Origin of the sequence: Flavobacterium sp. LC2016-01 (genome assembly GCF_009711135.1) — a bacterium.
Lineage (GTDB): Bacteria > Bacteroidota > Bacteroidia > Flavobacteriales > Flavobacteriaceae > Flavobacterium.
This window is the reverse complement of sequence record NZ_WMIC01000013.1, coordinates 49,002-62,755: the sequence shown is the minus strand read 5'-3', so window position 1 is coordinate 62,755 and position 13,754 is coordinate 49,002. Positions and strand designations below refer to the sequence as shown.

The window sequence follows — 13,754 nt, the reverse complement described above, 5'->3', positions numbered from 1 at the left end:
TTTCTAATATTTGTATTATTCAGGCAAATGGTTTACTTCTAAAACCCTTACCATTGTGGGTTCTGATTTTGCCAGACCTTCTCCGTCAACCTGATTCACATTTTGAAGAAAGATATGAAGTTTTTTTTGTTTTTCCCAAAGTGAAATATCATAATTCGGTTCCCATTCACCTATGGATGCTGTGGTTAAGTCAATTATTTTCCATTCACTATTATTGCTCAAATTAGTGTAGGTCATCGAAACTTTATTTTCTCTTTCGCTGTCTCTAAAAAGAAGATATAAATTTCGGTTTTTTCCTTTTTCTTGAATTACTAAATCCGGTCTGGAAATCGGTATTTTTTTTGTGCCTCCGCCGCCTAAGGAAAAAGAAGTTTTTCTGAATGCTGTGTTTGTTTTTTTCCAAACGCCATTTTCCAAATACACAATCTGAAATTGCGGAATATTATTTTCGTTCCAATAATTGGCGATATAAGGGTTTCCGTTCTCATCGGCAGTCATCGAAGTTTGGTTAATCAGACTCGATTTTTCTGGAATTTTCCATGCAATTTCTGCAGAAGCGATAGTTATAGGCAAAGTGTATTTTTCTCCATTTGATTTTTTCCAAGTCAAACCGCCATCTTCTGAGCGGGCATAACAAATATCATGATTGGTCGAGACATCCCAGCTTTCTCTCCAAGTCCATGAAAGGTGAATTGTACCTTTTTTATCTACTTTTGCCTGCCAGTAAGCGCTTCTCTGATCTTCGCCATTTACTAAATTACTTTGGATTTGTGTCCATTTTTTGTCTTTTACTGAATAAGAATTAATAATCATATTTCCTCTTCCCGAAGCACCAGAACGGTAAAAGAATACTAAATTTCCATTTGGTAAATTGTGAAATTCAGGATACGTTACTTTTTGTTCGGCATTTCCTGTCATCGATTCTTCTTTTCCTAAATCTAAGCTCAAAGGCAATTTGCTTTTTGCATAGCGAAGTCTGGTGTCATGATGATCCCAGCTTAAATGCAAATATCCTTCTCCGTCAACAGCAATACTGATCGTGTTATGGGCATCTTTTATATTTCCTGTAAAAGGTGTTTTTACAAGTTCCCAATTTGTGGTTTTCAATTTTCTTTTGCCTAAAATAACATAACCTTCATTATCATAATAGGCTATAAACTGAAAATTTTTGAAAGTGGTTAAAGCGTTTTTTCTGAATTTGACCGTATTGATAGAATTGCTGCTCCAGCCATATCCAACAGGAATTTCTGTATTATGTTTTGAGGCGCAGGAAGATAAACTCAGCGATATAAGAAATAAGATTTTGTAAAAATGCGGTTTCATTAAAAGGTTGGTTTTTGATAGTAGTTAATAGGAAACGGAATTTTGTTGTTTTCCCGAATCAGTAAAAATAACCGATTTGTAAAGATTGACCAGCCAAACCATACCAGTTTAATTTATGAAAGACTTAAAATGAAGATGTAATTTTAAAATAAAATTGTTTAGCTGAAATAATATTGCTACTGAATGGGTTTTGTCCGATATGGCAAAATATTATTATTTTTGCCGGAAACATAAACGAAATGATTGATTTAGATTACCTGGCGTTTCTTGAAAATATATTAACGGACAACCGCAAAGAAAAATTTTTAAAAGTACTTGGAGACAGAACAAAACATTTCACTATTGCTGTAGAAGATGTTTTTCAGATGCATAACACAAGTGCTGTAATGCGTAGTTGTGAGGTTTTCGGAATTCAAGAACTGAATGTAATCGAGCAGCGTTATGGAAAAAGAATAGATAAAGAAATCGCAATGGGAGCCCAAAAATGGGTAGATATCAATCAATACGATTCGATTACAAATTGTGTTTCGACTTTAAAAAATCAAGGCTATCAAATCATTGCGACTACACCGCACGAAAATGACTGTTTGTTGGAAGATTTTGATATTACAAAACCAAGCGCCTTATTTTTTGGAACAGAACGAGACGGATTATCTGAAGAAATATTAGAAAAAGCTGATGGTTTCTTGAAAATTCCGATGGTCGGTTTTACCGAGAGTTTAAATATTTCTGTGTCAGCCGCAATCATTATTCAAAACCTGACAAATAGATTACGTAATTCGGATATCAAATGGCAATTGTCTGAAGAAGAAATTCTAGAAAAACGTTTGGCTTGGGCGAGAAATTCTATAAAAGATATTAAGCGAATCGAAGCGCGTTATTATGAGGAAAATCCAAAATAAAGGTTTTTTTTAAGTTTCTAAGGTTCTGAGTTCCTAAGATTCTAAGATTTCTCAAAATATTGTTTTATAGAAAAACCTCAGCTAGAAACACTACAGTGGGTCTAGCTGAGGTTTTTTTAAAGATGCTTAGCTTCAAAGAAACTTAGCATCTTAGTATCTTAGAATTTTTTCTAAAATTATCTTCCAAAAGTATCATAATTATCTGTGGCGTATTTTTCAAAGCGTTTTAATAATGCGATATTTTGCGTTTCAGTTTCGGTTAATTGATTGTTGACATTTTCTGAAATAGGAACATACCATGGTACATATTCGAAAAATTGACGAATCGTGCTCGATTTGAAAGCATAACCATGTCGGGCAAAAATGGTATTTCTCAGAATTTCTAAATCCAGTTTCTTTAAATTCTTTAATTGACTTTCTTCTAATTTGGTTGTTGAAGAATTGATCGTTAAAATAGCACTTGATGCAGCTCTGAAAAGCTCAGAACTGGACTCATATTCGTCTTCTTCATTTATCGAATCTTTTTCAATTTCATCCTGTGATTGTTCTTCCGTTTGCTCTTGTTCTTCCACTTTTTTAGGATTTACATAATCAACATACACATCGTCTTCAGGAAGCATGAAATTCGGGTCATATTTAAATTCTCTTTTAGCAAGCGTGAATTTCCTTTTAGTTACTTCTCTTGTTGGGTCATTGGCTGTCCAAGTTCCTACCAGTAAAGTATCTTTTTGGATTTCAAAATTAAAGACGCCATCATTTTTAGAATCTCCATATTCTTTAAGTGTAAAATAAAATGTATTTCCTGTTTTGGTCATTTGACCTTTTATAGTTTTGCTTTTTCCATCAATAATTCTTTGACCAATTACTTCTGATTCGGTAATTTTTTTAATTAAAATATTAATTGTGTTTGCATACTCGACAACAGGTCTTGTAGTATCTCGCTCTTCAATCAAAAAAGTTCCTACATAAGAACCATATAAATAGGTTCTTATTTCTTTGTTTTCTGCTAAAAGATGAGGTTTTTTAGTGTCTTTTTTTTCTTTAGAATTACATGAAAATAATAAAATGGCAACAAATAAATAAAGAAGGTTTTTCATTTTTTGGATTGATTATAGAGATAATATTCAGCGATTAATAAATTAGGAACCCACCCGAGCCAAGCTATTATTTGATAAACATCCATTGGTGAAGGTTGAAACAAATATACAAGAAAAACCTTCCAAAAACGTAAGGTTATAGCTGAAAATGTTAAAGCAAAACTTCGAAGCATAAAAGCCTTGTGAAGTTTGATGTTTTTGTTTTTAATGGTTGAAAAACCTTTCAGCGTAAAGTAAAACCATAAGATTGATAAAGTGACAAAAGATATTTTTGAATAAAAACCGCCATTTGCAAAAATGCCAATAAATAAACCCGAGGGAGCACTTAAAAACAGTATAATAAACACATACAGTTTGCCTATGTTTCTATGAACAACAGGTTTCTTGTTTAGTAATACTGAATTAAACTGAGTAAATCCGGCAAGTAAAACAAAGATGGCCGAATACACATGTATGTAAAAGAAAGTAGTGTAAAAAGGGATTTCGGTAACCTCCGTCTGTTTTATTTGAAGAAAAGCGACATCATTCCTGAATGGGATGTATTGAAAGGTAATTTTGATCATTAAAATGAAAAAATAGCTAAAGCACAATGTCATTAAGAAAGGCAACGAAAGCTTTAAATATTTTCTCAACTTTATTTTTAAGATTATTTGATGATCAAATTTAGAAAAAGATTCTGAGTTATTAAGTTTCTTTTCTTAGAATCTTAGTAGCTCAGAATCTTAGCATCTTTTTTATTTTTTCAGAAAAAGAATAAAACCTAAAATACTCACGATTAAAATTGAAAGCGCAGCTAAAACAGTCGCTAAATCCCGAATGTTTTTCCCAGCCCAATCCATAAATAAAAATTTATGTAAAATAGCAAAAGAATAACCTTCAACTTTATCTGAATTATTGATAACTGCGGCCAGTCTTGAGGTTGAAGTCTCAATAAAATAAGTTGTTTTTTCGGGTGTGTCATAAGCTAATTTTACGACCGGAAGCCTTTTGTTTACAAAACCATATTCTCTGCTTTCAAAATCGGTTAATACTTTTGATTCTAACAATTTTACATTTTCCAAGGAAGGCTGAGAATCATCTTCAGAAGTATCAACCATTTCACAACAAGATGCTTTTGGCGCTCCATCGGTAAAATAATATGCTAAAAATTCAGCATATTCTAGATCCATATTTGGTGCAATTTGATTTGTGGCTGCGTTGATATAAATTACTTCAGATTTTGGATCTTCTTTTTTATTCCATTTAGAATCTGATTTTGGTTTTTTGAACCTTTTTGTTTCTTTTTCAGTTAATTGACAACGATAATAAATAGAATCATTTAGAGTGATAAGACTGCTGTTTTGAAAACGGCTCCAGTCTAAATTAAGATTGTTATTTGCCAGTGGAATTTCTTTTGTTTCAAATGTTGGTTCGTAAATCATTTGCGATAAAGTATATGGCGCCCATTTTGTCGTCGCATGATAAGCACCGCTAAAAGCAAAAGTCAGCGTGAAAAGTGAAACCCAGATTCCAATTTGGCGGTGGTATTTTCTCAAACCTTTTTTTGGCGCTACACTATCCGTTTTTTTGAATTGTTTCCAAAGCAAACCATAGATTAAAATACCGCTCAAGGCTGAAAATCCAATAATAGATAACAGAAAAATCATCGTAATAATTCGGACACTGTTATTGCTGATCGCATCTATAAACGACCAATTGTGGAATGTATCAAAAAACCAGATGAAAAATTGTCGAGAAGTTGGATTGTAAGTTGCCAATTTGCTCGATGAAGTTTCTACATAAACCTGCATGGCGTCAGGACGGTCAAAACTTAATTTGTAAACCGGCAAATACCGATTTACATATTTATATTGCGAAGTAAATTCGGTTAAAATTTCACTGTTTTTTACAGCGCTTTTTTGGTCATCTAAAAAATAACGTGAAAGCCACTCGGCATATTTTTGATCTCCGTTTTCCAGCTTTTTGGCAGTTGAAGCATTATAATACCAAAGTTCGCCCAGAATTGTTTTTACCTGATAATAAGTAGCATTATTGAAAGTTACAATTCTGAAATTTTTGAATTGCGATATTTCGTTTTTCAGCAAAACTTCCTGAATAGAATAATGCAACTGGCTTTTGTCAATAATTTGCTGTTCGATCTTGTCATGCGCAATTTCTGGTTTGAAAAAATGCGCCATAAACGGATGCATTAAACCAGAGAATGTCCAAAAAATTACAGGAATAATCGTAATTAATCCAATAACACGATGCCATTTGTACATGTGCTGTTTGATTTTTTTTACGATTTTAGAATCTTTCTTCTTCGAAGATTTTTTGTTTGTTTCTTTACTCATTAGTTCCTTTTTTTTTGCCACAGATTTCACAGATTAAACGGATTTTCATCATTAAGGAATCTTTTTAATCCTTAAAATCTGTGGCTAAATATTATTTTTTTAATGAAAAATTATATTGGATTCCAAATACAAAAGTTCTCGGCGCTGCTGCCGTATAAGTGGGCTGTGCATCTGCGGAATTGGTTCTTGAAACATTATAGGCATATAATTTATCGGTAAGATTCAATACATTTCCGTAAACCTCAATTTTTTTCCATTGGTAACCAATTCTGGCATTGAATATATTGTAACCGTCATATTTTACCGTATTAATCTGATCTTGGTAATAACTGCCTACCAGCTGCCATTCTAAAGATGTTCTTAAATTTGGAAGCCAGTTTGGGTAATAACTTACTTCTGAATTTCCTGACCATTTTGGCGCTGACGGCATTTCTTTTCCATTCAAATCCTGAATAGGATCTGATGGTTTGTCGGAAAGTTTGAAATCAATGTAAGTATGCTGTGCATAAGTTCCGCCTAGGCGAATGTTGAATTGCTTTGATGGTCTGTATGAACCTCCAAACTCAATTCCTTTGTGGCGCGTTTCTCCAGCCGAACGATAATCTGTTGAATTATCTGGCAGTTTTATGTTTAATAACTCATTTTTGCCTTCCATGTAATAGAAAGCATAATCAAAATTCAGTTTGTTTTCTAAAAATGACAGCCATCCGCCAATTTCATAGTTGTCAAAATCAGCTGGTTTTAGGTTGTAATAAAATTCGGCTGGAACACCTGTTGTTCCTCCGGTTCCTGGTTTAGCTCTAAAAATTGAAGTAATTCCTGGAGGTGCAAAACCTTGAGAATAATTCCCATAAAATCCTGCAAATGCTGTTGGATTGTAATTTGCTCCAGCTTTAAAAGTTGCTTTGTCATACATTTTGCTTCCAGACGAAAGATCAATAGCATTGTTATAATTCACTTTCATATTGTCGTAACGACCGCCAAGCGTAATAATTAATTTTTCGATTGGATTAAAACTGATTTGCGCATAACCGGCCGTATTAAAAATATCGGCTGTATAATCTGCCAATTTAGAATCTGGATGCTCGGCAATAATTTCATACGAATTGACAGTTTGTTTTCCTGGATCTCCCGGATTTAAATTGGCTTTTAAATCAATTACATACGACCAATACGTTACAGGAGAATAATCGTATAAAGCGCCGGCAACAATTTTGGTATTCAGAAAATCAAATTTTTGAGTATGCTGTCCAATCGCGCCGTAGCTTTTGAAATTATTTGAATTTACTTCGCCTTTAGCTGTGGTCGGATTCACTGTTGGACTCCATTTAATTCCGTATGAGGGATTTTGGCCTAATTTATTATCGCGAAGATAAGCCGTGATATAACTGCTTGAAGTATTATTCCAGTCATGTTCCAGCGTCAGTCGTGTCCGTAAAGCATCGGATTTTCTATAGGTAAAATCAGAAGTGCTTTTGTAAGTTCTGTTGTTAAAATCGTTTTCATTTACTGAACCGCTCATATCCGAATAATATTTTCCGTACATCGTGTTGCTGATCAATCGGGTAGAAGGTGAGATTTGGTAATCAATTCTTGCATTCAGATTGTCTTTGTTATAATCAGAATAGGTCATCCATCCATTTTCCTGCAGACTTGAAATCCCTGCAATATGAAATCCTACTTTTCCGATTGTTGCGCCGCCGGCAGCCTGAAATCTTCTGTAGCCATAATTATCAGCCTGAATTCCAAATTTAAATTCTGGATCAACGGGTGGTTTCAGCGAAATCAAATTAATAGTACCGCCAACAGCTTCAGGCCCGTATAATGAAGAAACAGGACCTTTAACCACTTCAATACTCTGCAGATTGTATTGGTTTATTTCCAATAATGCATTATGATTAAAAATTCCCATAGGGCGAATTGGCAATCCGTCTTCCAAATATAAATAGTAAGCATTTGTTGTCATAGGCTGGCGAATAGACATCATATGCTGTTCGTTTCCTAAATTTACCATCAAAACGCCAGGAGTTTTGTTTATGATTTCGTAAACCGCAGTTGCTTTGGTTTCGTTAATCGTTTTTGCATTTAGTTTGCTTATGGCAACGGGCGTTTCTTTTCTTAAAGTTGCTGTACGATTGGCAGTTATAAAAACGTTTTCAAGCTCTTGTGATTTTGTTGTGTCTTGCTCTGTTTTGTTTTGCGCAAAAACACATTGCCCTATAATCAATAGGGTAAAGTATATTTTTTTCATTTTAAATTATATAAATTTTAAAAGTAACCGATATTCTTTGGCTTGAGGCCACAGAAAAAGCTTTCAGTTTTTGCTGAAAAGCGAGTTTAAAAATTTATATAAAATAGGATGGAGGGTGAAAAGTGGAATTTGCTATTCCAATAGGTTTTTTATTAAAAGAAGCGAAGTTTTTTGCTTCTGATTCGATAAGTGCTGTTAATTTGAAATTATTTGAAATAGAAGCCTGAATGTAAATAACTTCTGCTTTTTCTTTCAGATTGTTTTGCATTCTTTTTTCGTTGTCAGCGTATTTTTTTAAGCTTTTTTGAAGTTCACAACGGCCGTTACAGGTGTTGAAAACCATTTTACGCTGCACACAAATTGTTTTCGAGATTTCTTCCTGATTTAATTTGAATGAGGTATAAACAAAGAAACTGCCAAAAGAAGGTACTAATAGCATGCAGGAAAGAAATATGACGAAAAGTCGTTTCAAAATGTGTTTCGTTGTTTTCGAGAGCAAAAATACATTATAAATATTATTTACAAGAACGATTTTTGTCATTTTGTATAAAAAAGTCTTTTTTTAGCCTCAGTCTCAGTTTTCAGTCTCAATGCGAAACTAGAAACTTTTTTAAATAAATAAACCCGACAGGTTTTAAAAACCTGTCGGGTTTGATATGTAATTTGAGTATTAGTCTGAAAACTGAGATTGCGACTGAATACTAAAAAAAAATTATTTAACTAAAACCCAAGCTCCAGAAGCTAATAAAGTTTCTGCTTTTTTGAATTTCATTTCTTCCGTTTTGCCAGTTGCAACTTCTTGAACAGTAACTGTATCATTTCTGTTGATTTTTGGCATATCTCTCACAATAGTTTCTGTAACCTGACGCTGTTGTGTTTCTCCAGCTTCACGGTTCATACTTTCGCTGTTAGGAATTTCGTCTTTGCTTAATTGAAAATTTTCTTGCTGACGAACTTCTCTAGCTTCGTGAATTTCAGAAGTAACGTTTTGAGCTGGTAAATCACCTTTGAACAAGAATGAAATAACCTCTTTATTAACGTTGTCTAACATTCCTCTAAACAAGTTGAAAGCTTCTAATTTGTAGATAAGCAATGGATCTTTTTGTTCGTGAACAGCTAATTGAACAGATTGTTTCAATTCGTCCATTTTGCGTAAGTGTTTTTTCCAAGCTTCATCAACAATAGAAAGTGTAATGTTTTTCTCGAAATCAGCGATTAATTGAGCACCTTGGCTATCATATGCTTTTTTCAAATCTGTTACAACATTCAAAGTTTTGATTCCGTCTGTAAAAGGAACAACGATTCTTTCAAAATGATTGTTTGGCTCTTCATAAACTCCTCTAATAATTGGGAAAGCTTCTCTTGCGCTTCTTTCTGTTTTTTCAGTATAGAATGCTAAAGCTTCTTTATATACTTTTCCTGTAACTTCAATATCAGTTAATTTTACAAAATCGGCTTCCAAAATTGGAGAAGTGATTCCGAAATAACGAATTAAATCAAATTCAAATCCTTTAAAGTCATTGGTTAATTTAGTATTGCTTACGATTAATTCGCAAGTATCATAAAGCATATTAGCAATATCCAGTTTCAAACGCTCACCAAATAATGCGTGACGACGGCGTTTGTAAACTACTTCACGCTGTGAGTTCATAACGTCATCATATTCTAATAAACGTTTACGAACACCAAAGTTGTTTTCTTCTACTTTTTTCTGAGCACGTTCGATAGATTTAGTCATCATAGAATGCTGAATAACTTCACCTTCCTGTAATCCCATTCTGTCCATCACTTTCGCAACTCTTTCAGAACCGAATAAACGCATTAAGTTATCTTCAAGAGAAACATAGAATTGAGAACTTCCTGGATCTCCCTGACGACCAGAACGACCACGTAACTGTCTGTCAACACGACGTGAATCATGACGTTCTGTACCCACGATTGCTAAACCTCCCGCAGCTTTAACCTCTGGAGATAATTTAATATCGGTACCACGACCAGCCATGTTTGTTGCAATTGTTACAACTCCAGCTTTACCAGCTTCTTCAACGATTTGTGCCTCTTGCTTGTGCATTTTAGCATTCAATACGTTGTGCGTGATTCCTCTCATTTTAAGCATACGGCTTAATAATTCTGAAATCTCTACAGAAGTTGTTCCAATTAATACGGGTCTTCCAGCTTGTGATAATTCAGTAACGTCTTCAATAACAGCATTGAATTTCTCACGTGTAGTTTTATAGATATAATCTTCTTTGTCAATTCTTGAAATGCCACGGTTAGTTGGAATTTCAACAACATCTAATTTGTAAATCTGCCATAACTCGCCAGCTTCTGTAACCGCTGTACCAGTCATACCACCTAACTTGCTGTACATTCTGAAATAATTCTGTAATGTAACTGTAGCAAAAGTTTGTGTAGCGGCCTCGATTTTTACGTTTTCTTTCGCTTCGATCGCTTGGTGAAGACCGTCAGAATAACGACGTCCGTCCATGATACGACCTGTCTGCTCATCGACAATCATAATTTTGTTGTCCATGATAACGTATTCTACATCTTTTTCAAAAAGAGCATACGCTTTTAAAAGCTGCGTCAAAGTGTGAATACGTTCGCTTTTTACTCCAAAATCTTGGAATAATCTTTCTTTAGCTTCCGCTTCAGCGTCTTTGTCTAACTTTTGTTTTTCGATTGCAGCGATTTCTGTTCCGATGTCTGGTAAAACGAAGAAATCTGCATCAGTATCTCCTGAAAGATATTGGATACCATTATCTGTCAATTCTACCTGATTGTTTTTTTCTTCAATCACAAAATACAAAGCTTCATCCACTTTATGCATTTCGCGATTGTTATCCTGCATGTAATGATTTTCGGTTTTTTGAAGTAATTGTTTAATTCCTTCTTCACTCAAAAATTTAATTAATGCTTTATTTTTAGGTAAACTTCTGTAAGCTCTTAATAATAAGAATCCGCCTTCTTTAGTATTTCCTTCTTTGATTAATTTTTTAGCTTCTGCCAAGAAACCATTTGCTAACTGACGTTGTTGTGCAACTAAGTTTTCGATTTTTGGTTTCAATTCATTAAACTCATGACGATCTCCCTGAGGAACTGGTCCTGAAATAATAAGCGGTGTTCTAGCATCATCAATTAATACAGAATCGACCTCATCGACAATTGCATAATTGTGTTTTCTTTGAACTAAATCGCTTGGCGAGTGTGCCATGTTATCTCTTAAGTAGTCAAAACCAAATTCGTTGTTGGTTCCGTAAGTGATATCAGCATCGTATGCTTTTTTTCTTTGTTCTGTACTTGGCTGGTGATTGTCGATACAGTCAACAGATAAACCGTGGAATTCGAATAATGGCGCTTTCCATGTGCTGTCACGTTTTGCTAAGTAGTCATTCACCGTTACTAAGTGAACTCCATTTCCAGTCAAAGCATTTAAGTAAAGTGGAAGAGTAGCAACCAAAGTTTTACCTTCCCCAGTCTGCATTTCGGCAACTTTACCTTCGTGCAATACCATTCCGCCAATTAACTGAACATCATAGTGAATCATGTCCCAAGTAATATCTTTTCCGGCAGCATTCCATTTGTTAGCCCAAACAGATTTTTCTCCGTCAATAGTAATGTACGGTTTTGTTGCAGAAAATTCACGGTCTCTTGGAGTTGCAGTAACTTCGATAAAAGAGTTTTCTTTAAAACGGCGCGCTGTTTCTTTTACTACAGAAAACGCTTCTGGAAGAATTTCCAATAAAGTTTTTTCAGAGATTTCATAAGCTTCTTTTTCAAGAGCATCTATAGCATCATAAAGATCTTCTCTTTTGTCGATGTCTTCGATGTTTTCTACTTCCGCTTTAAGCGCAGCAATTTTAGCATCTTTGTCAGCTCTGGCTTCTTTTATTCTGTCTTTAAAATAAACGGTTCTAGCTCTTAATTCGTCGTGAGACAAACTCATTAGGCTGGTTTCGAATGTTTTAATTTTGTTTAAGTAAGGTTGTAAAGCTTTGACATCTTTTTGTGATTTATCACCTACAAAGACTTTAATAATACTGTTTATGAAACTCATGATTTATTAGTATTTCTTTATTATATAATGTTGTATTTTGAACCAAAAAAAAAGTCTCTGTGATGAGACTTTTTCCTTTGGTTTATTTTTTAATATTCATCCTCATTCCAAAGATAATCTTCGTCTGTTGGATAATCAGGCCAAATTTCTTCCATTGATTCATATATCTCGCCTTCATCTTCGATTGACTGAAGGTTTTCTACTACTTCTAATGGAGCACCAGCTCTAATAGCGTAGTCAATAAGTTCATCTTTGTTAGCAGGCCATGGCGCATCACTTAAATAAGATGCTAATTCTAATGTCCAATACATCTGTTATCTGTTTAGTTTGTGCAAAAATAAATTTTTTACTGAAAAAGACAAGTAAATTTTGATTTATTTTAATAAAATTTAAGAACGTCCTGTTTAAATCCCAAAATTTAAATTCCAAATTCCCTAAAAGGCAAGTGAAATCTCAATAAATGATAATCAATTTTCAATTATTTAAATTCCAAATTCCTTTTTTTAGAACTTCATTTTTCTTTAAAAATTCAAAAGAATTTATTTTTTATTCTTTGGAATTTGGGATTTCAAAAAATTGAAATTTTAAGGAAATTTATTTCCTAGGTATCCATTTCACTTCCTCCGCTTTTAAGTCAAACGACAACTTCCGTGCCAAGACAAAAAGGTAGTCAGAAAGTCGGTTTAAGTACTTGATTGCTATTTCTGGAACGTGTTCATTATGGCTCAAATGCACTGCCAAACGCTCTGCGCGACGACAGATACAACGTGCTATATGACAATGTGACACAGTAGGATGACCGCCGGGCAAAACAAAATGAGTCATTGGCGGAAGGCTTTCTTCCATTTTATCTATTTCGTTTTCGAGCAATTCTATATCTGAATCAATTATGCCGAGATTTTTTAAGCGAAGTTCTCCGTTTTTTAAAACTTCTTTTTCTTGAGGAGTTGCCAAAATGGCACCAACAGTAAAAAGACGATCCTGAATTTCGATTAAAATGGTTTTGTAATGAGAATCCATTTCTTGATCCCGAATTAATCCGATATACGAATTTAATTCATCAACAGTTCCATAACTGTCAATTCTGATATGATCTTTAGGAACGCGTGTGCCTCCAAAAAGAGCCGTTGTTCCTTTATCACCTGTTTTGGTATATACTTTCATTTTTTTTAAGATGCTATCCCGAAGCTTCGGGACTGAGGTGCTCAGTTGTTTAGTTTTTTTAGTTTTCTTTGAAACCGAGTTCGTCATGTAGTTCGGTTAATTTTTTAACAGCTTCTTTATTGAGATTGCCATCAGCTCCATCAGCAATATTTGCGGAAGAATGAAGCTGGTTACAGCTCAAACAAATTTGCGTTTGGCAAATAACAGTGTCGTTTTTAAAATATATAAATGCAAGTCTTGGTTCGTAACAACCTGCAATATTTGGGTTTTTATATGTTTTTTTATTTGCAATGATTGCACTTAATCTTGAAATCTGTTTCTGATTAAGTTTTTTTGTTTGACTGATGGTATTTATATATCTTCCTTTTTCATTAATAGGATAAAAAAAATGCTCGCCCGCAAAACCTATATAATTTACTCCAATTACAGAGTCACATTTAATATCTTTAGAATAGGATAGAGTAGAGTCTATTTTTATATTGACAGTTTTATCCTTAAGCCAAAATATTTTTGTTATGGGTGCTTTTGGTGGTAATACAGGATATTGATTCTCTTTTTTTGTAACATTTTTACATGATGTCAAAACCAAAAAGACAAGTACAAAACATTTTATGATTCGCATTTATT

The 13,754-nt window shown here is 33.9% G+C and carries 11 protein-coding genes; 1 reads left to right on the top strand and 10 read right to left on the bottom strand.

Going from position 1 to position 13,754, the window contains the following annotated elements:
- Window positions 1-15 precede the first annotated feature (15 nt).
- On the bottom strand, window positions 16-1,323 hold the full coding sequence (locus GKZ88_RS21220) for a BNR repeat-containing protein (RefSeq protein ID WP_155104306.1): 1,308 nt from the start codon (window positions 1,321-1,323) through the stop codon (window positions 16-18).
- 239 nt (window positions 1,324-1,562) lie between these two features.
- On the opposite strand from GKZ88_RS21220, the gene GKZ88_RS21215 reads away from it, so the two are divergent.
- A complete protein-coding gene (locus GKZ88_RS21215) occupies window positions 1,563-2,225 on the top strand; it encodes an RNA methyltransferase (RefSeq protein ID WP_155104305.1) in 663 nt (220 codons plus the stop codon).
- Window positions 2,226-2,401: 176 nt separating this feature from the next.
- Here the strand turns inward: GKZ88_RS21215 and GKZ88_RS21210 are convergent, their stop codons facing one another.
- The 9 genes from GKZ88_RS21210 to GKZ88_RS21170 all read right to left on the bottom strand — a co-directional run bounded on the left by GKZ88_RS21210 (window position 2,402) and on the right by GKZ88_RS21170 (window position 13,749).
- The gene (locus tag GKZ88_RS21210; RefSeq protein WP_155104304.1) at window positions 2,402-3,322 is read right to left on the bottom strand and encodes a YARHG domain-containing protein; all 921 of its coding nucleotides are present in this window, start codon (window positions 3,320-3,322) and stop codon (window positions 2,402-2,404) included.
- Entirely contained in the window at window positions 3,319-3,885 is a 567-nt protein-coding gene (locus GKZ88_RS21205) for a DUF2306 domain-containing protein (RefSeq protein ID WP_155104364.1), read from the bottom strand. Before GKZ88_RS21205 ends, GKZ88_RS21210 begins: the two co-directional genes overlap by 4 nt.
- Before the next feature lie 171 nt (window positions 3,886-4,056).
- Window positions 4,057-5,655, bottom strand: coding sequence for a PepSY-associated TM helix domain-containing protein (locus tag GKZ88_RS21200; RefSeq protein WP_155104303.1), 1,599 nt, complete (start codon window positions 5,653-5,655; stop codon window positions 4,057-4,059).
- Between the two features lie 91 nt (window positions 5,656-5,746).
- Entirely contained in the window at window positions 5,747-7,906 is a 2,160-nt protein-coding gene (locus tag GKZ88_RS21195) for a TonB-dependent receptor (protein WP_155104302.1), read from the bottom strand.
- Window positions 7,907-8,000: 94 nt separating this feature from the next.
- A complete protein-coding gene (locus GKZ88_RS21190; RefSeq protein WP_230392573.1) occupies window positions 8,001-8,378 on the bottom strand; it encodes a hypothetical protein in 378 nt (125 codons plus the stop codon).
- Between the two features lie 240 nt (window positions 8,379-8,618).
- Window positions 8,619-11,963, bottom strand: coding sequence for a preprotein translocase subunit SecA (secA, locus tag GKZ88_RS21185; RefSeq protein WP_155104301.1), 3,345 nt, complete (start codon window positions 11,961-11,963; stop codon window positions 8,619-8,621).
- An 89-nt stretch (window positions 11,964-12,052) separates the two neighbouring features.
- The gene (locus GKZ88_RS21180) at window positions 12,053-12,274 is read right to left on the bottom strand and encodes a DUF2795 domain-containing protein (RefSeq protein WP_007138072.1); all 222 of its coding nucleotides are present in this window, start codon (window positions 12,272-12,274) and stop codon (window positions 12,053-12,055) included.
- Between the two features lie 283 nt (window positions 12,275-12,557).
- Window positions 12,558-13,127, bottom strand: a complete 570-nt coding sequence (locus tag GKZ88_RS21175) for a cob(I)yrinic acid a,c-diamide adenosyltransferase (protein ID WP_155104300.1) — start codon at window positions 13,125-13,127, stop codon at window positions 12,558-12,560.
- 58 nt (window positions 13,128-13,185) lie between these two features.
- Window positions 13,186-13,749: a hypothetical protein gene (locus GKZ88_RS21170; protein ID WP_155104299.1), complete on the bottom strand. Its 564-nt coding sequence runs from the start codon at window positions 13,747-13,749 to the stop codon at window positions 13,186-13,188.
- Window positions 13,750-13,754 lie beyond the last annotated feature (5 nt).